The sequence below is a fragment of the Stappia stellulata DSM 5886 genome (genome assembly GCF_000423705.1).
In the GTDB taxonomy this organism is placed as follows: Bacteria; Pseudomonadota; Alphaproteobacteria; order Rhizobiales; family Stappiaceae; genus Stappia; species Stappia stellulata.
This window is the reverse complement of sequence record NZ_KE384083.1, coordinates 526,587-551,092: the sequence shown is the minus strand read 5'-3', so window position 1 is coordinate 551,092 and position 24,506 is coordinate 526,587. Positions and strand designations below refer to the sequence as shown.

At 65.7% G+C, this 24,506-nt stretch carries 26 protein-coding genes; 13 read left to right on the top strand and 13 right to left on the bottom strand.

Annotated features, from left to right (window positions below):
* Window positions 1–23: 23 nt before the first annotated feature.
* From bchM to idi, 10 genes are all read left to right on the top strand, one after another.
* Window positions 24–725, top strand: a complete 702-nt coding sequence (gene bchM / locus G572_RS0119645) for a magnesium protoporphyrin IX methyltransferase (RefSeq protein ID WP_029059933.1) — start codon at window positions 24–26, stop codon at window positions 723–725.
* A complete protein-coding gene (locus G572_RS0119640) occupies window positions 722–2,164 on the top strand; it encodes a BCD family MFS transporter (RefSeq protein ID WP_029059932.1) in 1,443 nt (480 codons plus the stop codon). Before bchM ends, G572_RS0119640 begins: the two co-directional genes overlap by 4 nt.
* 27 nt (window positions 2,165–2,191) lie before the next feature.
* The gene (puhA, locus tag G572_RS0119635; RefSeq protein WP_029059931.1) at window positions 2,192–2,980 is read left to right on the top strand and encodes a photosynthetic reaction center subunit H; all 789 of its coding nucleotides are present in this window, start codon (window positions 2,192–2,194) and stop codon (window positions 2,978–2,980) included.
* Window positions 2,977–3,672, top strand: coding sequence for a photosynthetic complex putative assembly protein PuhB (gene puhB, locus G572_RS24825; protein WP_051242778.1), 696 nt, complete (start codon window positions 2,977–2,979; stop codon window positions 3,670–3,672). Before puhA ends, puhB begins: the two co-directional genes overlap by 4 nt.
* A gap of 9 nt (window positions 3,673–3,681) precedes the next feature.
* Window positions 3,682–4,200 (top strand): photosynthetic complex assembly protein PuhC, encoded by a 519-nt coding sequence (gene puhC / locus G572_RS24820; protein WP_245566260.1) that lies wholly within the window; start codon window positions 3,682–3,684, stop codon window positions 4,198–4,200.
* Between the two features lie 2 nt (window positions 4,201–4,202).
* Window positions 4,203–4,508 carry a hypothetical protein gene (locus G572_RS0119620; RefSeq protein WP_156884747.1) on the top strand — a complete coding sequence of 102 codons (306 nt, stop codon included), beginning with the start codon at window positions 4,203–4,205 and terminating at the stop codon, window positions 4,506–4,508.
* A complete protein-coding gene (gene acsF / locus G572_RS0119615) occupies window positions 4,505–5,593 on the top strand; it encodes a magnesium-protoporphyrin IX monomethyl ester (oxidative) cyclase (RefSeq protein ID WP_029059929.1) in 1,089 nt (362 codons plus the stop codon). The genes G572_RS0119620 and acsF overlap by 4 nt, the downstream gene beginning before the upstream one ends.
* Window positions 5,594–5,604: 11 nt before the next feature.
* Window positions 5,605–6,507 carry a putative photosynthetic complex assembly protein PuhE gene (gene puhE, locus G572_RS24815; protein WP_169391343.1) on the top strand — a complete coding sequence of 301 codons (903 nt, stop codon included), beginning with the start codon at window positions 5,605–5,607 and terminating at the stop codon, window positions 6,505–6,507.
* Window positions 6,498–7,715: a 5-aminolevulinate synthase gene (gene hemA, locus G572_RS0119605; protein ID WP_029059928.1), complete on the top strand. Its 1,218-nt coding sequence runs from the start codon at window positions 6,498–6,500 to the stop codon at window positions 7,713–7,715. The genes puhE and hemA overlap by 10 nt, the downstream gene beginning before the upstream one ends.
* Before the next feature lie 82 nt (window positions 7,716–7,797).
* Window positions 7,798–8,334, top strand: coding sequence for an isopentenyl-diphosphate delta-isomerase (idi, locus tag G572_RS0119600; RefSeq protein ID WP_029059927.1), 537 nt, complete (start codon window positions 7,798–7,800; stop codon window positions 8,332–8,334).
* 25 nt (window positions 8,335–8,359) lie between these two features.
* Here the strand turns inward: idi and G572_RS0119595 are convergent, their stop codons facing one another.
* Window positions 8,360–9,757 carry an aminotransferase-like domain-containing protein gene (locus G572_RS0119595; RefSeq protein ID WP_051242956.1) on the bottom strand — a complete coding sequence of 466 codons (1,398 nt, stop codon included), beginning with the start codon at window positions 9,755–9,757 and terminating at the stop codon, window positions 8,360–8,362.
* A gap of 77 nt (window positions 9,758–9,834) precedes the next feature.
* Here G572_RS0119595 and G572_RS0119590 point away from each other — a divergent pair, with 77 nt between their 5' ends.
* On the top strand, window positions 9,835–10,770 hold the full coding sequence (locus G572_RS0119590; protein ID WP_029059925.1) for a DMT family transporter: 936 nt from the start codon (window positions 9,835–9,837) through the stop codon (window positions 10,768–10,770).
* Window positions 10,771–10,855: 85 nt separating this feature from the next.
* On the opposite strand, the gene pufC is transcribed toward G572_RS0119590, so the two are convergent.
* From pufC to G572_RS0119530, 12 genes are all read right to left on the bottom strand, one after another.
* A complete protein-coding gene (gene pufC / locus G572_RS0119585) occupies window positions 10,856–12,025 on the bottom strand; it encodes a photosynthetic reaction center cytochrome PufC (protein ID WP_029059924.1) in 1,170 nt (389 codons plus the stop codon).
* Window positions 12,022–12,999, bottom strand: coding sequence for a photosynthetic reaction center subunit M (gene pufM, locus G572_RS0119580; protein ID WP_029059923.1), 978 nt, complete (start codon window positions 12,997–12,999; stop codon window positions 12,022–12,024). Before pufM ends, pufC begins: the two co-directional genes overlap by 4 nt.
* 10 nt (window positions 13,000–13,009) lie before the next feature.
* A complete protein-coding gene (pufL, locus tag G572_RS0119575) occupies window positions 13,010–13,855 on the bottom strand; it encodes a photosynthetic reaction center subunit L (RefSeq protein WP_029059922.1) in 846 nt (281 codons plus the stop codon).
* A gap of 120 nt (window positions 13,856–13,975) precedes the next feature.
* Window positions 13,976–14,176, bottom strand: coding sequence for a light-harvesting antenna LH1, alpha subunit (gene pufA, locus G572_RS0119570; protein WP_029059921.1), 201 nt, complete (start codon window positions 14,174–14,176; stop codon window positions 13,976–13,978).
* Between the two features lie 10 nt (window positions 14,177–14,186).
* The gene (gene pufB, locus G572_RS0119565) at window positions 14,187–14,408 is read right to left on the bottom strand and encodes a light-harvesting antenna LH1, beta subunit (RefSeq protein ID WP_029059920.1); all 222 of its coding nucleotides are present in this window, start codon (window positions 14,406–14,408) and stop codon (window positions 14,187–14,189) included.
* A 111-nt stretch (window positions 14,409–14,519) separates the two neighbouring features.
* A complete protein-coding gene (locus tag G572_RS0119560) occupies window positions 14,520–14,759 on the bottom strand; it encodes a hypothetical protein (RefSeq protein ID WP_029059919.1) in 240 nt (79 codons plus the stop codon).
* 56 nt (window positions 14,760–14,815) lie between these two features.
* Window positions 14,816–16,273, bottom strand: a complete 1,458-nt coding sequence (gene bchZ / locus G572_RS0119555) for a chlorophyllide a reductase subunit Z (protein WP_029059918.1) — start codon at window positions 16,271–16,273, stop codon at window positions 14,816–14,818.
* Complete coding sequence (gene bchY / locus G572_RS0119550; protein WP_029059917.1) at window positions 16,267–17,817, bottom strand: chlorophyllide a reductase subunit Y; 1,551 nt, start codon at window positions 17,815–17,817, stop codon at window positions 16,267–16,269. Before bchY ends, bchZ begins: the two co-directional genes overlap by 7 nt.
* Before the next feature lie 7 nt (window positions 17,818–17,824).
* Complete coding sequence (locus G572_RS0119545) at window positions 17,825–18,838, bottom strand: chlorophyllide a reductase iron protein subunit X (RefSeq protein WP_156884787.1); 1,014 nt, start codon at window positions 18,836–18,838, stop codon at window positions 17,825–17,827.
* An 8-nt stretch (window positions 18,839–18,846) separates the two neighbouring features.
* A complete protein-coding gene (gene bchC / locus G572_RS0119540) occupies window positions 18,847–19,788 on the bottom strand; it encodes a chlorophyll synthesis pathway protein BchC (protein WP_029059915.1) in 942 nt (313 codons plus the stop codon).
* Window positions 19,789–19,907: 119 nt separating this feature from the next.
* Window positions 19,908–21,056, bottom strand: coding sequence for a methyltransferase (locus G572_RS0119535; RefSeq protein ID WP_029059914.1), 1,149 nt, complete (start codon window positions 21,054–21,056; stop codon window positions 19,908–19,910).
* Between the two features lie 17 nt (window positions 21,057–21,073).
* Window positions 21,074–21,946, bottom strand: coding sequence for a polyprenyl synthetase family protein (locus G572_RS0119530; protein WP_029059913.1), 873 nt, complete (start codon window positions 21,944–21,946; stop codon window positions 21,074–21,076).
* Window positions 21,947–22,041: 95 nt separating this feature from the next.
* Here G572_RS0119530 and crtD point away from each other — a divergent pair, with 95 nt between their 5' ends.
* On the top strand, window positions 22,042–23,604 hold the full coding sequence (gene crtD, locus G572_RS0119525; RefSeq protein WP_037547484.1) for a 1-hydroxycarotenoid 3,4-desaturase CrtD: 1,563 nt from the start codon (window positions 22,042–22,044) through the stop codon (window positions 23,602–23,604).
* Window positions 23,601–24,491 carry a carotenoid 1,2-hydratase gene (locus tag G572_RS0119520; protein WP_029059911.1) on the top strand — a complete coding sequence of 297 codons (891 nt, stop codon included), beginning with the start codon at window positions 23,601–23,603 and terminating at the stop codon, window positions 24,489–24,491. The genes crtD and G572_RS0119520 overlap by 4 nt, the downstream gene beginning before the upstream one ends.
* Window positions 24,492–24,506: the final 15 nt, after the last annotated feature.

The window sequence follows — 24,506 nt, the reverse complement described above, 5'->3', positions numbered from 1 at the left end:
GATAGAGCGGGATGACACAGGCGATGCCCGATGCAAGCTACGTCCGCCGCAGAGGCGAGTTGCAGGTCTATTTCGACCGCACGGCGGTGGACGCCTGGAAGAAGTTCGCCAGCGACGAGCCGCTGGGACGGATCCGGGCCACCGTTCGGGCCGGCCGCGACCGGATGCGGGCGACGCTGCTGGCCGGGCTGCCCGACGATCTCGCCGGCTGGCGCATTCTCGATGCCGGGTGCGGGGCCGGGCACCTGTCTCTGGAGCTCGCGCGGCGCGGGGCCGATGTCGTTGGCATCGACCTGTCGCCCGAGATGGTGCGCTTTGCCGAAGGCCAGGCGGAGGCTGCCGGTCTCGCGGCGCATATCCACTTCGCGGCAGGTGACATGCTCAGCGATGCGCATGGGCGTTTCGATGCGGTGGTGGCGATGGATTCGCTCATCCACTACCGCGCCGAGGATGTCGTGACAGCGGTGGCGCGCCTCGCCGGGCATACCGAAAACAGGATCCTCTTCACGTTGGCGCCGCGCACGCCCTTGCTTGCCGCGATGCACACCATCGGGCGGCTGTTTCCGCGCGGCGATCGCGCGCCGTCGATCGAGCCGGCGTCGCTCGAGCGCATGGCGCACCGGCTCGAGCGCGATCAAAGGCTTGACGGCTGGAAAACCGGACACAGCACCCGCGTCTCCAGCGGTTTCTACATTTCCCAGTCGATGGAGGTGACGCGGTCATGACCGTCGGCAGCCGGGCAATGCAGCGCATGATCGGGCTTTGGCAACGGCTCGGCACACGGTATCTGCCGTTCGCCGATGCCGCGTCTCCCGACCTGCCGCTTGCGCGGCTGTTGCGCCTGTCGCTGTTTCAGGTCTCCGTCGGCATGGCCGCGGTCCTGCTGACCGGCACGCTGAACCGGGTGATGATCCTGGAACTTGGGGTTCCCACCAGTCTTGTCGCGGTGATGGTCGCCATTCCGGTGCTCGCAGCTCCCTTCCGCGTGCTCATGGGCCACCGGTCCGACACCTATGTCTCCGCGCTTGGCTGGCGGCGTGTGCCCTTCATCTGGCTGGGGACGCTGATGCAGTTCGGCGGCCTCGCCTTCATGCCCTTCGCGCTTCTCCTGCTGCAGTCGCAAACGCTCGGACCTGAATGGGCCGGGCCGGTGGCCGCCGCCTTCGCCTTCCTTTTGACCGGCATCGGCATGCATATGGCGCAAACGGCGGGCCTGGCGCTTGCGACCGATCTTGCCGCAGAAAAGACCCGCCCGCGCGTCGTCGCCCTCGTTTACGTTATGCTGCTCGTCGGCATGATCCTGGCGTCGATCGCCTTCGGGCTGCTGCTCTCGGATTTCTCCGCGATGCGCCTGATCCAGGTGGTGCAAGGTGCCGCCGTCGTGACCGTGCTGATCAATGTGGTTGCCCTATGGAAGCAGGAACCGCGCCGTCCGCAGGCCACGCAGGCGGGGCGGGAGGTGCAGGGCTTCAAGGAGGCGCTCGCGGCCTATCGGCAAAACCCGCATATGGCGCGTTTCCTGATCGGGGTCGGTCTCGGATCGGCGGCCTTCAGCATGCAGGATGTTCTGCTGGAACCCTATGGCGGTGAAATTCTGGGTCTCAGCGTCAGCCAGACCACGCTTCTCACCGCCGTCTGGGCGGGCGGAACGCTCGCCGGGTTCGCCCTTGCTGCGCGGCTTTTGCACCGGGGCATGAACATGCACCGCATGGCGGCCTACGGCGCGCTGATCGGCATTTTCGCCTTCGCGGCGGTCATCTTCTCCGGTCCCGTGGGGTCGGCCGTCCTGTTTCGCCTGGGAACGCTGGCCATCGGCTTTGGCGGCGGACTGTTCGCCGTTGGCACCATGCTGGCGGCGATGGACCTGGCGGACCAGACCGACGCCGGATTTGCCATCGGCGCGTTCAGCGCGGTTCAGGCAACCGCCATCGGCATTGGTCTCGCGGTCGGCGGCATCACCCGCGACGTGGTCAACATGCTGGCGCTGGACGGCAGCCTCGGGGCGGCGCTGACCACAGCGTCCACTGGTTACAACGTTGTCTACAATCTCGAAATCATACTTCTTTTCATGAGTTTGGCCGTTCTCGGGCCGCTTGCGGGCAAGCGGTTCGCGGGCGGGCGCGATGGGCTCAGGCAGTTCGGGTTGGCCGATCTTCCGGGATGAGCCGGGAATGACAAAGGGAGGTCCGTCATGGAAACCGGATCAATTGTTGGTAGCATCGATGTCGCACAAGTCACGCTCTATGCGTTCTGGGTCTTTTTCGCGAGCCTGATCTGGTACATCCGCAAGGAAGACCGGCGCGAGGGCTATCCGCTGGAAAACGATGTCACGGGCGCCTACAGCAAGGATCCCTGGCTTTTCCTGGCCGAACCCAAGACCTTCGTGCTTCCGCACGGCAACGGCACCGTTTCCTTCCCCGACAAGAGCCGCGACACGCGTCCGATCGCCGCGGAGCGCACGGCCCGGTCTCCGGGCTCGCCGCTTCAGCCGACGGGCGATCCGATGCTTGGCGGCGTCGGGCCGGGATCCTGGGCGGAGCGCGCGGACCGGCCCGACCAGACGCATGAGGGGACGGCGAAAATCGTTCCGATGCGGGTCGCCACCGACTATTCCGTCGCCACACAGGACAAGGATCCGCGCGGCATGCGGGTGTTCGGCTGCGACAAGGCGATGGCCGGCACGGTCACAGACATCTGGGTCGACCGCTCGGAACAGATGATCCGCTATCTCGAGGTCGAGATCGGTGCAGAGGATGCCAAGAAGACCGTGCTCCTTCCCATGACCTTCTGCGTCTACAAGGATGCACGCGGCGGTGTGAAGGTGGTCTATGTCCATGCGATCACTTCGGAGCAGTTCGCGAATGTTCCCGGCCTTGCGAGTGCGGATCAGGTGACGCTGCTGGAAGAGGAGAAGGTGGTCGCCTACTACGGCGCCGGCCAGCTCTATGCCACGCCGCAGCGCGCGGAGCCGTTGGTATGAGCGGGCAGTTCAAGTCTCCGGAGCACGATTTCGAACCCGTCCCGGGTCTTCCGGAGGACCTTCCGGAGGGTGAGTTCATCCTCTGGCAGGGCCGCCCCGAGATGCGCCATGTGGCACGGCGCATTCTCAAGACGCGCTGGATCGCGGCCTATTTCCTCGTGATCATCGGCTGGGCGCTGGTGGCGGGATATTATGACGGTCGCCCGATCGGCTACGTGCTGTTTTCCGCCGGTGCCCTGACCACGATGGCCGCCATTGTCCTCGTTCTTGCCGAGGGGTTCGCCTGGGCGATCAACCGCACGACGCTCTATACGATCACCAACGCCCGCGTGGTGTTTCGCATCGGCGTCGCCCTGTCGGTCACGTTCAATCTGCCATTCGCCGAAATCGTCTCGGCGAGCGTCGACAAGCGCGGCGACGGCAGCGGCACGATCGCCTTGAAGCTCAAGCCCGACGTTCGCCTGTCGTGGCTGATCCTGTGGCCGCATGCCCGCGGGTGGCGCTTCACTCATCCCGAGCCGGCGATGATCTGCCTTCCCGATGTCGTCGCCGTCGCCAGCCTGCTGGCAAAGGAGCTGCAGACACAGCTTGGCGACACCGAACAGGTCGCGGCGGAGAGGCCCGCCGCCGCAGCGCACCGTCCGGCCCGGGTCGTGCGCGGCCTGCGCCAGCCCGCGTCCCTGACAGGATAGGAGACAGTCGTGACCGTATTCGCCAACCCCGAGCAGATGCATCCGCAAGGACGGCGTCCGGAAGCGCGGCCCTCCTGGTCGGCGTTTCCCCGGCTTCCGCTGTTTGGCGCGGTCGGCCTCATAGCCTTTGTCTTTGCGGCGGTCATCTTCGGGCAGACGACGGAAATCGGCACGGTTCGCAATGTGATCGGAAACCCGGTCGACATGCGCGACATCGTGTTCTCGGAGCGCGCCGACGGCATCATCCTGGTGGCGGATGCAGCGTCGGGAACAACCATCGCGCGGCTCGAGCCGGGCAAGGGCGGCTTTGCCGGCGGGGCGCTGCCCGCACTGAAGCGGATCCGCTTGGTCGAGGAAGCCCCCCAGCACCTTCCCTATCGCGTGATCCGGTGGGACAGCGGTGCGGTCTCGGTTTCCGACACCGCGACGGGGGAGCGGATTTATCTCAATGCCTTCGGGTCCGACATCGTCGCCCAGTTTGTCGGATTCCTGGACCGGGGTGTCCAGGGCAATAAAGGGGAGGAATGACGATGGCGAAACTGTCCCTCTTGTCGCGAAAGCGCGTCGAGGTGCCCTGCACCGTGGAGATCAACAACACCTTCGACCAGCTCGGCGCCCACGTGCGCTTCGACAATGGCGCGGTCGTCTATCCGGGCGACGAGGTGATGGTGCATGGCGCGCCCGTCGCGGTGCCCTATGGCGAATGCCAGAGCTTTCGCCGCACGGCCACGATCACCCGGGCAAGCCGGCTTGAGCGCGCCTGGACGCGTGCCACCGGCGACTTCGAATTCATGGAACTGTGCGAATTTTCATTCTCCGAAAGGGCAACGCTATGAACACCCACGTCGCTCCGAAGACCGGAAACCCCGAAGCGGTGCCCGTCAATGAAACGACCAAGGCGGCCCTTGAATCGACCATGCTCAATCCGCGGTTCTACACCACGGATTTCGACGAGCTCGACCGCATCGACGTCAGCAGCGTGCGCGGCGAGTGGGATGCGTTGATCGCGGAACTGAAGTCAGATCCCAACAAGGGACACTTCAAGCGCAACGCCGACTGGGACGATCTCGACATCGAGGGTCTGCCCGACGATCTGCGCAAGGAACTGGTGGACTTTCTCGTCAGTTCGCTGACGGCGGAGTTTTCCGGCTGCGTGCTCTACAAGGAGATGAAACGGCGCGGGTCGAACCCCGACATCTGCGAGCTATTCGGCTACATGAGCCGCGACGAGTCCCGCCACGCCGGCTTCATCAACGATGCGCTGAAGGAATTCGGCATTGGCGTGAACATGGGCTTTCTCGCCAAGGCGAAGAAATACACCTTCTTCAAGCCGAAGTTCATCTACTACGCGACCTATCTGTCGGAGAAGATCGGCTACGCCCGCTATATCACGATCTATCGCCATCTGGAGCAGCATCCCGAGCGCCGGTTCCACCCGATCTTCAAGTGGTTCCGCGAATGGTGCAACGACGAGTTCCGCCACGGCGAGGCCTTCTCGCTGCTGATGCGCAGCGACCCGAAGCTTCTTGCGGGGCGCAACAAATACTGGATCAAGTTCTTCCTGCTCGCCGTTTTCGCGACGATGTATGTGCGCGATCACGCAAGACCCGCCTTCCACAAGGGCCTCGGCGTCGACATCGAGGACTACGACATGAAGGTGTTCCGCATCACCTCGGAAATCACCCGCCAGGTGTTTCCGCTGGTTCTCGACCTCGACAATCCGGCGCTGCTCAGGGGCTTCCGCCGGCTGAACCGGATCAACACGCGCATGAACGCGGCGATCCAACGCGGCGGCGTGAGCGGGGCGATCGGCAAGGCGTTCTGGGGAACCGCCGCTGCGGTGGCATTCGCCGGGATCTATGTCATTCCGACCAAGTCCAACGCCATTCCGGATGTAAGCCGGCTCGAGCCCGTCTGGTAAGGAAGAGCACCGTGGTTGATCTCGCGATAGCCGGCCTTGTGGCACTGTTTGTCTGGTGGCTTGCGACCGGTGTGGTGATGTTCGCCGCCTGGCAGAGCGATCGCTGGCAAAGGCGCCTGATGGTGGCCTTCACCCTCGGTGCGCTGGCGGGATGCGCGGGTCTTCATGCCAGTTCGGGCATGCAAAGTGTGACCGGCACCTATCTCGGGTTCGGCAGCGCCCTGGCGGTCTGGGCCTGGCTGGAGGCGACCTTCCTGTTCGGGATGATCACCGGTCCGCGCCACAGCCGTTGTCCGGGCGGCGCGCGTGGTTTGCAGCGGTTTCGCCTCGCCTTTCTCGCCGTGCGAGATCACGAACTTGCTCTTCTGGCGGGCGGGGCGCTCGTGACCCTGCTTGTCGCCGGCGGTGACAATCACGCCGGCCTTTGGACCTATCTCCTGCTTTGGGGGATGCGCCTCAGCGCCAAGCTCAACATCTTCATGGGTGCGCCGCGCGCGGCAAGCGTCCTGATCCCGAAACGCTTGCGCTATCTCACGAGCTACTTTCGCACCGATCGGATCAGCTGGTTGTTGCCGGTCACGATCATTGTGTCGATCTATCCGCTCTGGGTCTTGATGTCGCTCGCCCTCGGGGAAGCCGATGCCCACCGCGCGGTGGCCTTCATGCTGCTCACCACCTTCATGGCGTTGGCCGTTCTGGAGCATATCTTTCTGGTGCTGCCTGTTTCCGACGAGCAGCTCTGGCTCTGGGCCGCGCGCGACCGCGCCGCGTCGGACCCCTCTTTTGACACCGTCGACCGCAGCGGCGACGACGACGGGCGCAGCCCGACCCACATGACACCTGCCCGAACCGCCCCCGGCGAGACGCGCGCAAAGAACACAACACACAAGCGGGGGACCTCCTCATGGACATGAAAACCTATTTCGCTCAGGCGCTCGACGGACTGCGCGATGCGGGCAACTATCGTGTCTTCGCCGATCTGGAGCGGATGTCGGGCGAGTTCCCGCGGGCGGTGCGCTACCGCGACGACGGCAGTCAGCACGATGTGACCGTCTGGTGTTCCAACGACTATCTCGGCATGGGCCAACACCCGATCGTGACGGCCGCCATGAAGGACGCCATCGACCGCTGTGGCGCTGGTGCGGGGGGAACCCGCAACATATCCGGCACGAACCACTATCATGTGGCGTTGGAAGCGGAGCTGGCGGAGCTGCATGGCAAGGAAGCGGCGCTCATCTTCACCTCCGGCTATGTTTCGAACTGGGCCGCGCTCGGCACGCTGGCGTCACGCATTCCCGGCTGCATCGTCTATTCCGACGCGCTCAATCACGCCTCGATGATCGAGGGAATTCGCCATTCGCGGGCGGAAAAACGCATCTGGAAGCACAATTCGCCGGAGGATCTCGACCGTCTGCTGTCGCTGGACGATCCGTCCCGGCCGAAGCTCGTCGCCTTCGAAAGCGTCTACTCGATGGACGGCGATATCGCGCCCATCGCCGAGATCTGCGCGGTCGCGGAGAAGCACGGCGCGATGACCTATCTGGACGAGGTGCACGGCGTCGGCCTCTACGGTCCGCGCGGCGGCGGGGTGGCCGAGCGCGAAGGCCTCATGGACCGCATCACGGTGATCGAGGGCACACTCGGCAAGGCCTTCGGTGTGATGGGGGGATACATCGCGGCCGACCGCGACCTTTGCGATTTCGTGCGCTCGTTCGCCTCCGGCTTCATCTTCACCACGGCACTGCCGCCGGCCCTGGCCGCGGGCGCCACCGCCTCGATCCGGCACTTGAAGGAAAGCCGCGCGGAGCGCAAGCTGCAGGCGGACCGGGTCGCGCGGCTTCGCGCGCTGCTCGACCGGCACGGTATCCCGCATATGCCGAACCCGAGCCACATCGTGCCGGTGATGGTCGGCAATGCGGCGAAGTGCAAATGGCTTTCGGACTTGCTGCTGGACGGCTATGGGATCTACGTTCAGCCGATCAACCACCCGACGGTGCCGGAAGGCACGGAGCGACTGCGCTTCACGCCGTCGCCGTTGCACAGCGACGACGACATCGATCATCTGGTCCGGGCGCTGAACGACCTCTGGTCGCAATGCGCCCTGTCCCGCGCGGTTGCCTGACCGCCGCCCATCACCGCAAGGATGGCGTGACCGCCTGCACAGGGGGAGCGCGGTTCGTGCGACCTGCCGCCTGGAGAGCGCGATGACCGCATCGACCGACATCATCATTCCCGGCATCGCCGGCGACGGGTCGCTGTTCCCGATCGAGAAGCTCCAGGCGCATCGCGATGCCGTATTCCATCTGGCAATTTCCGTCTTCGTCTTCGACGGGCCGCACCTGCTCATCCAGCAGCGTGCCTCCTCGAAATACCATTGCGGCGGGCTGTGGGCGAACACCTGCTGCTCGCATCCGAACTGGGACGAGCCGGTCGAGGCCTGCGCCACGCGCAGGCTCGGCGAGGAGCTCGGGATCTCGATTCCGCTGGAGCGGCGACGCACCCTTGAATACTCCGCCGATGTCGGCGGCGGGCTTCACGAGCACGAACGCGTGACGATGTTCGTCGCCAACGTGGATCGCACGACGCTCGCGCTCGACCCGGACCCGGACGAGGTCATGGCGACGCGATGGGTCACGCCGGACGAGTTGGCGTGTGAGGTTTCAGCCCAGCCGCAGCGCTTCACGCCCTGGTTCAGGCTCTATCTGCAACGCTATCCGGACCTGTCCTTCTCCAGCCTGTAAACCTGCCCCGCATTGCCGCGCGATCTCACAAGAAGAGCACATCGGACTGGGGCGGGCGCGACAGCAGGTCGGCGAGGCGGGCGAGGCCGGTCTTGAGCCGGTGGTCTGCCGGCTCGTGCCCGAGGCTCAGACGCGCGGCTGCCGGCGCATCGACCCCGGTGGCGGCAAAATCGCGCGCGTCAGACACCAGCACGCCCCGTTCCTCGGCAGCCGTTCGAAAGCTGCCCGCGGTCCAGCCGTCGGGCAGGCGCAGCCAGGCATGCAGGCCTTGCGGGTCGGCGTGCAGGTCGAAGCGTCCGAGAATCCGGCGCGCGAGGACTTGCCGTCGATGCGCCGTTGCGCGCTGTTCCTGGAGAAGGCGCAACGCTGCGCCGCTCCGGATCAGGCGCACCGCGATTTCGTCCATCAGCGGCGGGGTCATCCACACGCTGAGCACGACGGCCCGGCGTACCGCCGTCGCAAGCGCCGATGGCGCGTGGACGAAACCGATCCGCAAGCCCGGCGCCACGCTTTTCGACAGGCTGGTGACATAGATCGTCCGTTCCGGCGCGAACTGCGCGATGGGGGGCGGGCGGTCTTCTTTCAACGGACCGAAAACGTCGTCCTCCAGGATCAGCATGTCATGACGCCGGGCGATCTCGGCCAGACGCCGCCGCCGCCCCTCGGACAGGGTCGCTGTCGTCGGTGACTGCAGCGTCGGCGTGAGATAGAGCAGGCGAACCGGGCGCTCCCGACAGATCCGTTCGAGGCTTTCCGGACAGACCCCTTCCGTGTCGATTTCCACCGGGAGGATGCGCAGCGCCAGGCGTTCGGCGACGACGCGCACCGGGGCGTAGCCAAGCGCCTCGGTGAGCATGACGTCTCCCGGCGACAGCAGCGCGGTCAGGGCACAGAACAGGCCGTGCTGCGCACCGCAGGTGCCGATCACTTCGCCCCCGGCGGCGGTCAGGCCGCATTCTTGCAGCCAGCTGCGGGCTGCCGCGTCGTGATCCCGTCGCGTGCCGTTGCCGCTTTGATAGTCGAGGAACATCCGCAGGTCGCTGGCTGCGCCGATCTCGCGCAGCGCCTCGCGGAGAGGCCCGTCCGCCCGGCTTGGCGAGGGCAGGTTGCGCGACAGGTCGACCGGTCCCGATGTGTCGCGCGTCAGGGACGGCGGCGGCGTGCTTGCGGCCCCTTCGGACGGATCGGCGACAAAGGTGCCGCGACCGGTTTCGCCGCGCAGCAGCCCGCGTCGCGTCGCCTGCGTATAGGCGCGGCTGACGGTTTGTGCCGATACGGCCAGCCGATAGGCAAGTTCGCGATAGGGAGGGAGGCGTGTTCCCGGCGGCAGGCGTCCCGAGGCGATGTCTTCGGCAAGAGCCTCGACGATGCGCTGGTACTTCGCGCCGCGTCGACCGTCGAGTTTGGGCAACCAGATTGACATGAGATCAATATAAACCTTGAAGCGCATCAATAACAATATCAATTTTCGGTATCAATCATATCAAAACCGAGGTGATCATGAGGCGTCCCGATACAAAAATTGGCATCCTGCTGGCGCTCGTCTGTCTGGCATTGCTTGCCGTCATGCCGGTTCTGTCGAATGCGCGGGACCTGCGTATGGAGGCGCTGGTCTTCGCGTTTGCGTTGTCTGTGTGGCAGGTCGTTTTCGCGGTCCCGCTCTTCGCCGGCGAGATGATCGGCACGCGAAAGGGGGTGTTTGCGGCAAGCTGGGCGCCTCGCCGCCGGCGCCGGGCACTCGTCATTGCGCTGGCCACCGGTGCGATGTTCGGCCTGTCGACTTATCTTTACGTCCTCGGGGCCGAGAAGGCGGGGAGCGTAAATCTGGCAATTGCGATTCAGGTCTATCCGCTGTTCGCAATCGCGTGGGAGACGATTTTTCTCGGTCGCCGCAAGACAGCGCTGGAACTGTTGATCACCTCGGTGCTCCTCGCGACACTGGTCTTCCTCGCCACCGGCGGAACGTTCCGCCCCTCCGGCCTCTCGCTCTGGTTTCTCGTCGCCCTCGGCGTGCCGTTCCTGTGGAGTGTGGCCCATGTGATCATTCGCGAGGAACTGACGCAGACACCGGTGACGCCGGCCCAGGTGACGTTCTTCCGGGTCGCGATCTCGACTGTCTTTCTCGCCCTGATGCTTGTCGCCGGCGGCGGCTTCGACGGCGGGGTCGCGCGCGCTCTTTTCGCGTCCCACGCCATCGTGCTCGGGCTGGTCTATTATCTCGAACTCATCGTCTGGTTCCATGCAGTCCGTCACATCGACGTGTCTCTGGCCAGTTCCATCACGGCACCCTGGCCGGCCGTTACGATGGTGCTTGCCGCTGTCTTCCTGGGCGAGGCTGTCGCGCCCTACCAGGTCGTTTCCTTCGTGCTCATCGTGGCGTGTATCTACGGGCTGACGCTTGCAAGCCTGAAGCGCGGACGGCAATCGGCTGCATGACGGCGCGTCGCTGAGGACAAAATGAAACCGCCGGGCGGTGAGGCCCGGCGGTCTTTGTGTTCGCGGTGCGACGACGCTTGACCGGCTACTGTCCGGCGACCGCTGCCACGTTCCGTTCCCCGGCGGCCTGCCCCTGCGCGGGCACGAGGCTCGAGGTGGTTCCGGCGTCGGGCGCCGGCTCCAGCGTCAGCGTTTCGCCGGGCACATAGGTGCTGTAGTCCGGCACGCCGGTTTGCGTCTTTCTCGACAGTGCGTCGACGTAGTCCTCGAGCATCGACACACCGTAGAGGGGCTTCTGCACGCCATTGTGGCAGGTCGCGCAGCTGACCTTGTAGACATCGCCGGCCGGGCCCTTGCGGCTGTCGGGAAAGAGCGGCGCCAGACCGACCAGATAGTCGTTGTTGAGCGCCCGCGACATGCGGATGCCGTGCCAGGCGCTCACCCGTTGCGGCGGACTCTGGTCCCAGTCGTTGAAGGCGCGCGAGTTGTGGCACGTCGTGCAATTGGCACCCAGGCTCTCCGACATATGCATCATCAGCGACCAGGTGTTTTCCGTTTCCTTGGTGCCGGCCGGGTTGGTTCCGGTCGGCAGCGCGGTGTTGGAATGGACGCGGATGGCCTTGTCTTCGAGGAGATAGTCCTCCAGAGCGTTTTGCGGCAGCGCGGAGTTGCCGCCGTATTTCGCCACGACGTTCTGGCCGGCGCGGTATCCGGCCATGCCGGGTGCCGGGGTCGGGGAGGTATCGCGCGACCAGACATTGGCCGGGATCGCCTGTCCGCGGTGACAGGTGTAGCAGGTCACGCCCACCTGCTGCACATGCGGCGTCCAGTCCTCGTTGATCGCCTGCGTCATCTGGATCATCCGCCGGGAAACGACCTTTTGATAAACGTCGTCGGTGGCGAAATTTTCCGCGTTGTGACAGTAGACGCAGCCTTCTTCAGGGGCGATCCACTCGGTGATCGCCGCCATGAACTGGTTGAACTGGTCGTCGGAGAGGTGGCCGAGAACCTGGACGTTCTCGTAGATGTCACCTGCCCGATCGCCTTCGGGATCGGCTTCCCAGGGTGCCTCGGGGACGACATTCGCCGCCTTGAGCGCAGCCTCTTTTTCCCTGTCCCGGGTCTTGTACATGCCGGTCCCGCGGTAACCGACCTGCTCGGTATCGACAGGGGGAAGATCCCAGTCCGTGCCGACGAAGCTCGCGACGGCAAGCAAGGCGCCTGCCCCAGCGGCCATGGGTAGCCAGAGGTTCATTGTCCGCCTCCTGTCGTTGCCGGGTCGACAACGCCCGGATAGATGTCGGGGAGCGGCGCGACGATGCCGTGCTTGATGCCCCATAGGTACCAGTTGTCGACGACCGTGCCGGTCAGCAGGATGCCGATGCCGCCGGTCAGCGGGGTCAGAACGGCGAACCACCAGGCCCAGCGGTGAACGGATTCCATCGTGGCGTTGAAGCCCATCGTCCAGCGCCAGAACAGCGCGGCGCGTTCCGAGGCCGTTCCGCGGTCGCTGATCTGCTCAAGCTCGCGTTCGCCGCCGTAACGGGTGACCGCCAGGATCGTCGCGCCATGCATGGCAAACAGCAGAACCGAGCCATAGAGGAAAACGATCGAAAGGGCGTGGAACGGGTTGTAGTAGAGGTTGCCGTAGCGGATCGAGAAGGACGCGGTCCAGTCGAGGTGCGGGAAGATCCCGAAGGGGACGGCTTCCGCCCAGCTTCCCATCAGCACCGGCCGGATGAAGCCGAGCACCAGGAAAAGCCAGATCGCGGCGGCGAAGGCCCAGCACACATGCGTGCCCATCTCGAGTTGGCGCGCCCTGCGGTACATGCGCACCCACCACAAGAGCACCGACGTCGTGAGGAAGAAGCCGGCGATGATCCACCAGCCGCCCTCGCTGAGCGGCGGTATGATCTTCAGACCGTATTTGGCGGGGGGCGGCTCGAGCGCCAGCCAGAACAGCTGGCGGACGAATTGCACCGGATCCCAGCCGACGGACGCCCACATGTTGAGGCCGATGATGAGAAAGGCGATCGTGCCGCATGCAATCGAGACGGATCCGAGAAATCCCAGGTAGATCGGTCCGATCTGGGCATTGCCGAACAGGCCGGCGAGCCAAAGGTGAAACGGCTTGCCGCTGCGTGGAGTGTCCCCGGCCGGAAGCGGAATCCCTTCCTCGAAGGGCCCGCGCACCTGCGTCAGCGTAAAGATGTTTTGATACTGAGACATGGCGTGTTCCTCAGCTCCAGAAGGGAAGATTGAGCCACCAGCTCCACCACTGCGGCCAGCCCTGGTTCCAGAACGGTCCGCTGATGACGATGCACACGGCGCTCCAGAACCCGGCGTTCAGCGCAAGCACCAGACCGAGCCGGTGAATGCCGAGCGTGCCGATCGAATAGCCGATGGTGTCGCGGAAGAAGGTGTCCTCGTATTCCGGCGTCTTCATCTCGGCTTGCTTGGACGGGTCGGTCCGGTCGCGGCCGGGATTGGCTGCCGAAAGGATCAGGCCGCCATGCAGGGACAGGGCAAGTGTCGTGGTGAAGAAGAATGTCACCGCGATCATATGCGCCGGATTGTAGTGGAAGTGCAGATACTGGTAGCCGACGTTCGACACCCAGTCGAGGTGGGAGAAGATCCCGTAGGGAAAGCCATGTCCCCAGGCGCCGAGCAGCAAGGGACGGATCACCACCAGCGTCACATAGGCAAAGATGGCGAAAGCGAAGGCGAAGGGCACGTGATAGCCTATGCCGAGCTTTCGGCAAATCTCGACCTCACGCAGCGCCCAGGAAACGAAGGACCCGATGGCGCAGACCGTGATGATCTGCCACAGACCGCCCTCCTTGAGCGGTGCCAGCGCCAGACCGTAACTGAGATCCGGCGGCGCGATCGAAATGCGCCAGATGTTCCAGGTCGGGCCGATCGCGGCGCCGTAGACGACGAGCGCGGTGCCCGTAATGATGAAGAAGAGCCCCACAACTCCGAAGAATCCGACGTAAAACGGTCCGACCCAAAAGTCGAACAGATCGCCGCCGATGAGGGTGCCGCCGCGCACGCGGTATTTTCGTTCGAAACTGAGCAACGCCATCGTCGTTCCTCCTGCTTGGTTTGATCCGTGCCAGCGGATAGCCCAGTGGATGTCAGGGAGTTTCGGTAGCGGGCAACGCGGGCGTCGCCGGTGTCGCCCACCACCTTGTCGCAAGCGCCGTTATCCGAGCATTCGCACTGGCTCCACGCCATCCGTGACGGACTGTTCGATCGAGCTGGTCGTCGTGGACGCGCCTTCCAGCCAGTTGAACCGATCCGTGCTGAGCAGGATGAAGTGGATGAGAATGGCCAGCGAGAACAGGAAGACGGCCAGTCCGACCATCACGCGGCGAGGGTCGAACAAATACCAAATTCTCCACATAGCTTTTCTCCTATGCGAGGACGGGAAGGAGCGCGGTGACGGTTTCTGTCACGCCGTCGAGCGCGGCATAGCCGTTGGGTCCGGGGATCCACGGGCGCCAAAGCCAGACCAAGAGATGCGCGACGATCGCAATCGCCGTGAATCCCAAGAAGCCTTGGATAAAGTACTTGTGGATCTCCTGAGCTTCGCTCTCGGTAAGACCCGAAAGTGAGACGTTGTCAGGGCTAGCCATGAACGTCACCTCCTAGTCGTGTAAGCCACGAATCCCCCGCGGCTGGGGTGCCGGGGCGGGCGCAGACCCGCTTTAGGCGATTGCCGGTTTTGGACGCCGGCAGGTGAGTGCTTACGCGATGAACGCGTAGCCAACCGCGGCATGCGCTGCGGATTTCGCCTCTGCGAAAATGCTCTCGCGGAGGTAAGGGGGCTTGGCCGGACGCGGGGCCGCCAGACGGAGGATCCGCTTGGCGAGGCCGGCGCCGAGGCAAAGAATGAAGGCAAGGGCGACGAGCGCCTTGTATTCGAGGCGGTCCCAGGGGTCGGTCAGGCCCGAGCCGTCGCAGCGGCGCTGCTTTCTCGTGATCATGCTCTTGCTCCTCCACTGGCGCGTCGGCGCGATGCCGGCGCGCGACGGGTTGCCGGCTAGACGGCCGGTTCGACTTCGCGTGGCGCTCTGGCGCCGGGCAAATGGGGTCTTTCGACAATGTCCGCGCCGGCTTTGCGCGCGGCAGCCTCGGCCGCGTCGCGCAGCCGTTTGGCGGCTGAAATCCGGATGAGAACGGGTTCGGCTTCCACCATTTCGTCGAGCGCGGCACGCGCATCGTCGCTCCACGCCATCTCGCCCTCCCGGCGGACCGGCGTTGCGTCGACGGCATCGAGTTCGCTGGACAGGGGCAGGATGTTGAACAGCGCATCGAACAGCGCGTTGCAGACCTCCTGGATGACCCAGGTCGCGCCCGAATAGCCCATCACCGGCGTGCCGGTGTGCCGGCGGATGATTGCGCCGGGGAAGGACACCGGGATGTAGATCGCCTTTGCGCCGGCTTCCGCCAGATACATGCGCTCGTTGTAGGAGCCGAACATGATCAGCGGCGGCGTCGTACGGATTTTCTCGCGAATTGCGGCATTGTCGGTCTTGGCCCCGGCGCATCGTTGCACGGAGAAAACGCAGGGCAGTCCCATCTCGTCTTCCAGGAAATTGCGGATGCCGCGCTCGTAGGTTTCGCCGGCGACGACGGCGAAACTCGCGGTTCCGAAGAAGTCCTGGGTGACCGAGCGCCACAGGTCCCACATCGGCTTCAGCGTCGTGTGCTTCTCGCGCGCGATGAAGGGATAGGGGTCGAGACCGAGCATCTCGCCCAGCGTTTCCAGGAAGGCGGTGGTCGAGTGAATGCCGATCGGCGCCTGCAGGTAGGGGCGATCCAGCGCCTCGCACAACAGACGCCCGAACTCGCGATACAGGCAGATGTTGACCTCCGCCTCGGCCAGCCGGTTGACGTCTGCCAGATGGCTGCCGAGCGGGAAGGTCATGTGGACTTCCGCCCCGATGCCTTCCACCAGGCGCACGATTTCCGCGAGATCCGAGGGCAGATTGAAGGTGCCGTAGATCGGCCCGATGATATTGACCTTGGGCCGCTCGCCCTCTTTCCGGGCTTTCGGTGGGCGCACGCGGCCCTTCTTCGGGCCGTATTCCGTCCAAAGCCACTTCAGCGCACGGTCGGCGCTTTGCCACTGATCCTCGTCGATGGTGCGCGGCAGGAAGCGCTGGATGTTGCTTCCTTCCGGCGTCACCCCGCCGCCGATCATCTCGGCGATCGAGCCGGTGACGACCACGGCCGGAAGGTCGGGATCGAGGGCTGCGCGCGCGCGTTTCATCGCCCCTTCGGTGCCGTGCTGGCCCAGTTCGTCCTCGCCGAGGCCGGTGACGACGATGGGCAGTTCGTGCGGGGGCAGGGCGTCGGTGTAATGCAGCACCGAGGTCACCGGCAGGTTCTCGCAGCCGACCGGCCCGTCGATGATCACCTGCAGGCCCTTGATCGCCGTGAAGGCATAGACCGAACCCCAGTAGCCGCCGGCCCTGTCGTGGTCGAGGATCAGCATCCAACGGCCTCCCCGGCATCGACGGCGTTCTTGGAAACGCGTGTCTTGGCCGCGAACTTCTTGCGGAACGCCGGGCGTTCCACCGGCGTGTCGCGCCAGACGCCGCCGGCATCTCCGGTGCCGACGCCCTCGAAGAAGGCGGACATCCGGTCGAACCGCGGCTTGTTGGCAATCGCGGCGTTGATCACCTGCGCGAGCGCGCCCGCGCCAGCCGGTCCCATCAGCGGGCGGGCCGAGATCAGATTGGTGAAATAGAGCGAGGGGACGGAGGCTTCCTTGGCCGCCTGGACCACCGGCGTCGTGCCGATGACGAGGTCGGGCCGGAATTCGCGGAAAGCGGCAAGGTCCTGTTCAAGTGACGCCCGGTACTGCACCTCCACGCCCTGGGCCTCGAGCCATTGCGCGTCGGCCGCCGACCAGGGGGTCTTTGGGCAGGCCGTGCCGACATAGCGCAGGTCGGCACCGGATTCGACCAGCAGACGGGCGACAATCAGCTCCGAGCCCTCGTAGCCCGACAGTGTGATGCGCCCGTTGATCCGGTTTTCCTCAAGCGCGCCGGAAATGGCGCCGCGCATGGCATTGCGCACGCCGTCGCGCGCATCCGGCGCGACATTGAGCGTGTCGGCAATCGCCGAGAGCCAGGCGTCGGTGCCATCCAGCCCGACGGGGGCCGACCCCACGATCGGGCGGCCCGCTTCCTGGAACTCGCGGACCGAGGCTGTGTAGAAGGGATGGACCGCGGCAACGACATCGCCGTCGAGCGCGGCATAGAGCTCGCGCCACTCGCGCACCGGCACGACCGGGCCGGCGGCAAGCCCCATGGGGGCGAGCATGCGGCCGATGATGACCGGATCGGCGGGGAAGACCTCGCCGAGCAGCGTCACCGTCGGGCGGTCCTCGACGCCCGCGCGCGGCGCCTGGACGGGGCCGGAAACAACCTCCTGGCGGGCATACTTCAGCATGGCGGCGGACAACACGTCCTTGGCTTCCGCATGCGTGGGGATGCCGAAGCCGGGCACGTCGATACCGACGATGCGCACGCCGTCGATTTCCTTCGGCAGCATTTGCAGGGGAACACCGGAAGCTGTGGGAACGCACAGGCTGGTGACGATGACGGCGTCATAGTCTTCCGGCTTTGCAACTTCGCGCACCGCGTCGCGGATGTCCTCGTAAAGCTTGCCCGTCACCAGCGTTTCCGAGGAGAAGGGGACATAGCCGACCGAGCGCTTGGCGCCGTAGAAATGCGAGGTGAAGGTCAGGCCGTAGACGCAACAGGCCGATCCCGACAGGAGCGTCGCCACGCGGCGCATGCGCAAGCCCACGCGCAGGGAGCCGAAGGCCGGGCACATCGATTGTGGCTGGTCGTGCGGCCCCTTGGGATAGTCGCGCTCGTAGCGGTCGAGCGTTTCGGATTTGCCGGCCGCGCGCGCGGCCGCCTTCATGGTGTCCGCGCCGGCGTGACAGCCCAGTCCGTCGACGCCGCTTGCCTGCGGCGCGCCGGGCGTGTCGCCGGATGCGGAGAGGGGGGGGATGTCGTCGCTCATGACCGCCTCAAACCGTGTCGTAGATGACTTCGAGGGACCGCTTGTCGAGTGTCGAGGCGGCGCACATGTCTTCCACCGTCGCCGGCTGCAGCTTGAAGTCGCCGCCGGTCTGCTCGGTGTCGAAGAGGGCGATCAGATCGTCCTGCGTCAGCGGCGCCGGCTGCACCGGCGGGGCATCGCACAGGTTGTCGGCGAGCTCCTGGAAGAGCGGTCCCCATTCGCCGTCGGGATGGCCGATGATCTGGTAGTTGGCGCTCTTGCGGCGGATGTCCTCGTGCTGCGGGACGGCCGCGAGCACCGGAATGCCGACCCGTTCGGCGAAGGCGTGGGCCTCGCCGGTGCCGTCGTCCTTGTTGACCACCATTCCGGCCACGCCGACGTTGCCACCGAGCTTGCGGAAGTATTCCACCGCCGAGCAGACGTTGTTGGCGACATAAAGCGACTGCAGGTCGTTGGATCCGACGACGACGACCTTCTGGCACATGTCGCGGGCGATGGGCAGGCCGAAGCCGCCGCAGACAACGTCGCCCAGAAAGTCGAGCAGGACGTAGTCGAAATCCCATTCGTGGAAGCCGAGCTTTTCAAGGATCTCGAAGCCGTGGATGATGCCGCGTCCGCCGCAGCCGCGGCCGACCTCGGGTCCGCCGAGTTCCATGGCGAAGACGCCGTCGCGCTTGAAGCAGACGTCGCCGATGGCGACTTCCTCGCCGGCTTCCTTCTTCTGGGACGCGGTTGCGATGATCGTCGGGCAGGCGCGTCCGCCGAAAAGCAGCGACGTGGTGTCGCTCTTGGGATCGCAGCCGATCAGCAGCACCTTCTTGCCGAGTTGGGCCAGCATGTAGGAGAGATTGGCGAGCGTGAAGCTCTTGCCGATGCCGCCCTTGCCGTAGATCGCGATGACCTGGGTGTCCTTGGTCGCCTCGCTGACCGGCAGCGGCGCCGGCTCCTGGGCGGCTTCCGCCCGAAGACGCGCGTCATAGCTCTCGTTGCTCTCCGGATCGGCGTCGATCCTCGGCTCCATGCCTTCGGTCATCCGTTCCTCCTCCAGTCCAAAACCATTTTCGTGCAGTGCGGGTCGCCGAAGGCGGTCGAATAGGCCTTGGGAGCATCGCCTGCGTCGGCGCGGTGGCTGATCAGTCCGCCAAGCGACAGCCGTCCGCTGTCGACAAGGCGCATCACCGCCGCGAGATCCGCGGAGGTGAACTCCGCCGCGATGTGGAGCCGGGCCTCGCGCATGAAGGCCGGCGGAAACGAGAAGCTGAGCGGGGTGGCGTAAAAACCGGCAAGCGTGACCGTGCCGCCCTTTGCAAGGCGTGCGACCAGCGTGTCGAGGATCGTCGGGTCGCCGCTGACATCCACGATGGCGCCATAGTCCTTGCGCGCGTCGTCCGCGCCATCGATCACCTCGACGGCCTCGCTGGTGTCGCGCCGTGCGGGGTCGCGTTCCCATACGCGCGGCGCGGGATGCCCGAGGGCGATGGCGGTGCGGGCGATGAGGCGCCCGAGGACCCCGAAGCCCACGACCAGTTCCGGCGCGATCGCGTCCTGAAGTGTCAAGGCATGATGGGCGGTGGCTGCAAGCGACAGCAGCACCGCATCCTCGCCGAGTGCGTCTGAAATCCGGATGGCGCGAGACCCGGGAAGGACCACCCGCGCCGCCGTCGCGCCGAACAGGCCGCGCGCGTCGCTGTAGCAATTGGCCCCGGGGACGAAGACCGTTTCGCCTTGTGAAAAGCCGCTGTCCGCGCCGGCCTCGATTACCTGGCCGACCGATTCATACCCGGGAACCAGCGGATAGCCCATGCCCGGGAAGGGGGGCATGGTGCCGTCGAAGAACAGCTTCTCGGTGCCCGTGCTGATGCCGCTCCAGGCAACGTCAACCGTCACGTCGGCGGCTCCGGCTGGCGTCAGTTCGACGTCCCGAAGGCCTATGTCGTGCGGTTTGTCGAGCACAATTGCCGAGGTGAACATGTGTCGCATTGGCCTGATCGAGATTGGGTCGTCAGGCTCTGCCTCCCTGAGTGTCATATTAAAACTACAAATAAGAGTGTCAATTAGTTTTTACACACACGCAGGCGCTGTCACGCCACCTAGACACGCGCGACCAGGAGGCCCGCGAACAGCGGCATGCTGGTGCGTCGTTCGAAGATTCGGGAAAAGCCGGCCTGTTTCAGCAGGTCCCGCAAATGGGCGGGCGTCCTGCAGTGACCGGAGCGCATCGCGAGAAAATAGAATTCGAAATAGGCTGCCGCGAATCGCCGGTCGTCGTCGGTTCCGGCCATGGGCTCGGCGATCAGCAACGTGTCCTGCTCGCTCATCGCGGCGCGAATGGTGCGCAGCAGCGCAAGCACGGCGGCATCCTCATGGTCGCAGAGCACCCGCACCAGGCTCAGGCAGTCGGCGCCGGAGGGAAGCGGATCGTCGAAGAAACTGCCGCCGAAGCAGCGCGTGCGTGCCCCGAGGCCGCGTGCCTGCATTGCCGCTTCCGCCCGTTCGGCGACCGCGGGCAGATCGAACAGCAGGAGGTCGAGCGCCGGGTGGCGCGCGGCAACCGCGCTGAGAAACGTGCCGTCGCCACCGCCGATGTCGAGCAGTCCGGCATGGGGCGAGAAGTCGTAGGCTCTCAGCACCTCGGTGGCGATCAGGTCCTGACTGAGGTGCATGAGGTCCGAGTAGGCGGCGGCCGTCGCCGGATCGATGCGTGCCGCATCTTGCGCGCCCGCATAGGCCCAGAAGCGGGAGGTTTCCGTTTCTTCCGTGGATGTCAGAAGCGCGAGGGGGTCGCTCAGGTCGCGGTAGACCATCGCATGATGGCGGATCATGGCCGCGATCCCGGGGTTGCCCGCGACCACGGCGCCGAGATCGTCCAGCCACCAGGTCCCGTCCCCGAGCCGGGTGACGAGCTTCAGGCCCTGCGCCGCGATCAGCAGGCGCTCCATCGGGGCCGGGGCAAGTCCGCATGCGGCGGCGAGCGCATCCGCGCTGCGGCCGCCGTCCCTGAGCCGTGTCAGCAGTCCGCTTTCGACGGCTGCGAAAAGGATCTGGGAATAGAGAAAACCCGCGTTGATGCGAAACAGGTCGCGGGCATTGCGCCTTGCGATCCATCGCAGGCCCGGCAGGCTCGCCACCCGGTTCTGGAAGCTGGCGCTGGCGATCAGCCGGTTGCGCCATCCGCGCAGGCGCGCGGCAAGCGACCGGGCGGCGGGGCGTGTCCGTGAGTGGGAGGCTGCGACATCCATCTTCTCGTGCCGCTACGTCAAGCGGCAACGACATGAGCGAGGTTTTTCGGCACAAGCCGTTTTGCCTCCCCCAGGATCAGCAGCTTCAGGTCGTCCGATCCGGGACAGACGGGCACCGCCTCGACGGCGCACTGAACGAGACCCTGCAGTTTCATCACCGTGCCGGACACGCCGTCTGCGAGTGCCGCGTTGGGACGCCCGTTGGCCATGTCCTGACCGCAGGGCTTGCCGATTTCCGCTTCCTCGGCCGCGATGTCGCGCAGATCGTCGGCCGTTTGATAGGCGGCGCCGAGCGCCTCGCCGACCTGCATCCAGGGCTGGGGATCGGCATTCGCGGCGATGGCGCCGGCCGCGGTCGCGCCGGTGAAGAGCGCCGTCGTCTTGGCGCGGTGGTAGTCGCCAAGCGGAATGTCGTCCTCGCTCTCCCAGGCCTGGCCGGCAACGATGCCATGTGGCGAACCGACCGCGCGGGCGATGGTCGCGGTGAGCGGCGCGAGCAGCATCGGGTTCAGCGCGCATTCGCGCGCGAGCGTCTCGAAGGCCAGCACGATCAGCGCGTCCCCGGTCAACAACGACAGCGGCTCGCCATGAACGACATGGGTGGCCGGCTTGCCGCGGCGGAGCGCCGCATTGTCGAAACAGGGCAGGTCGTCATGCACCAGCGAGGCGCAATGCAGCAGCTCGATGGCCGCCGCCGCCGCGTCCGTCGCGGCCGGGTTCGGGTCGCCGCAGGCACCGGCGACTGCAAGGCACAGACGCGGGCGCACCCGCGCACCGCCGGGAAACACCGAATAGCGCAGCGCCGCCATCAGCTTTGGCGGCTGTCCGGTCGCGGTGGCAAAGGCGATGGCCTTTTCCAGCCCCCGTTCGATGCGCTTGTGAATGTCCATTAACCCGCCTCCCGAAAGTCAATTTACAACGACAAACATAAGTGTCAAATTAGATTGACACAAAACGGGGTGATGTCAATGCACGGGAATGGCCAATGACTGCCGGCGTTCGACGCGAGCGTGTGGTTGTCGTGGGGGCAGGCGTCGCGGGGCTATCCGCGGCTGTCTCGCTGGCTTCCGCCGGTCATGACGTGCATGTGGTGGAACGCGCAGGGGCTCCCGGCGGCAAGATGCGGCAGGTGGAGGTGGGCGGTACGCCGGTCGATGCCGGCCCGACGGTGTTCACGATGAAATGGGCCTTCGACCGCCTGATGGCACAGGCCGGAACGACGCTTGAGGCCGAGGTCGGGTTGACCCGCGCCGGCACGCTTGCCCGCCATGGCTGGGGCGATGGCAGCCGGCTCGATCTCTTCGCCGATGCGAACGCAAGTGCGGCGGCGATCGAACAATTCGCCGGACCGCGGGAGGCGGAGGGGTATCGTCGTTTTTGCAAGGAAAGCGCCGCCGTCTTTGCGACGTTGAAGGACACCTACATCGCGGCCGAACGCCCCGACCCTGTCACGCTTGCCCGCCGCGTGGGCATGGGCAATCTGTCGCAAATGCTCGCGCTCAAGCCGTTTTCCACCTTGTGGTCCGCGCTTGGTGCGTATTTCCGCGATCCGCGTCTGCGCCAGCTGTTTGCGCGATACGCCACCTATTGCGGCTCCTCGCCGTTTCAGGCGCCGGCGACCCTCATGCTGGTCGCGCATGTCGAGCAGGACGGTGTCTGGCTGATCGAGGGCGGCATGCATGCGCTGGCCTGCGCACTTGCCGAGGTGGCAGGGCGACAGGGCGCGCGCATCGACTGCGGACGGGCGGTCACCCGTATCGAGACCGGCGCGAACGGTGTGTGCGCGGTGCATCTTGCCGATGGTGAGCGGCTGGCTGCCGATGCCGTGATCTTCAACGGCGATTTTTCCGCACTTGCCTCCGGCCGCGTCGAAGGCGTGGATCTGGGGGAGGCGCCGGTCAAGCCTTCCGAACGCTCGCTGTCCGCCATGACCTGGGCCGTGAAGGCCGAAGTGCGCGGGTTTCCGCTCGCCCGCCACACGGTGCTTTTTTCCGACGCCTATCGGCGGGAGTTCGACGAGATCTTTCGAAAGGGGCGGGTTCCGGCCGATCCGACGGTCTATCTGTGCGCGCAAGGGCGCGATGATGCCGGTGCGAGGACGCGCGATGCGGTCGACGATCCGCGCGATGCATTCCTGTGTCTGATCAATGCGCCGGCGCTTGGCGACCGGGCGCCCCACACGAGCAGCGAGAGTGCAACATGTCTGGAGGCGGCAGTAAGGCGGATGGCGCGGTGCGGCCTTGCGCTGGAGAGCGCGACGATGGAAAGCGTGGCGACGACGCCGGCGGACTTCGAGCGGATGTTTCCCGGAAGCGGGGGGGCGCTTTACGGGAGAGCGTCGCACGGCTGGATGGCGTCCTTTCGTCGTCCGGGCGCGCGGACGCGCATTCCGGGACTGTATCTGGCCGGCGGCAGCGTTCATCCGGGACCGGGGGTGCCGATGGCATCGCTTTCCGGGCAACTGGCGGCGGCAAGCCTGGTTGCGGACCGCGCTTCGACGCGCCGGTTCCACCGGGTGGCTATCTCTGGTGGTACCTCGACGGCGTGAGCACCTGCGGCCGCCACGCGGTCACGGTGATTGCCTTCGTCGGCTCCGTGTTCTCGCCCTATTACGCCTGGTCGGGACGGCAGGATCCGGACGATCATGTCGCCATCAATGTCGCGCTTTATTCCGCGGACCAGCCACGCTGGGCAATGACGGAACGGGGCCGCGCCTCGCTTGTGCGTTCACGTCATGCCTTCCAGGTCGGGCCGAGCAGCTTGCGCTGGGACGACACCGGCGGGCTGACACTCGATTTCGATGAAGTTGCCTTGCCCTTCCCGGGCGCCGGCTGGCTGCCGGGCCGCATTCGCGGCACGATCCGTCTCGTGCCGAGGGGGGTGACGGACACGGTCTTTGACGTTGACGACAAGGGCGCGCATCGCTGGTGGCCGATTGCGCCGGCTGCCAAAATCGATGTCGCCCTTGCGCAGGGCGGGCCGTCCTGGCGCGGGCACGGGTATCTCGACAGCAATTGGGGTGTCGAGCCGCTGGAGACCGGGTTCCGGCGCTGGGACTGGGCGCGCGGGCGGCTGGCCGACGGGCGGACCGCGATCCTCTACGATGCGTCCTGTCGCTCCGGCACGCGCCGTGAGCTGGCGCTTTGCATCGCGCGCGACGGAACGGTCGAGCATCGCGCCTTGCCCGTGGCTCGGACGCTGGGGCGCGGGACTTGGGGGGTGGAGCGCTTCATGCACGCCGACGCCGAGGGCGATGCCCGTCTGATCCGGGCGCTCGAGGACGGACCGTTCTACACGCGTGCCATCGTTGAAAGCCGGATCTGGGACGAGCCGGTGACCGCCATGCACGAGACCTTTTCCGGCGACCGTTTTGCAAGGTCGCTCGTCAAGGCCATGCTGCCGTTTCGCATGCCACGCCGGTCGGGGCGCCGATAGGACTTTTAAGGTGCC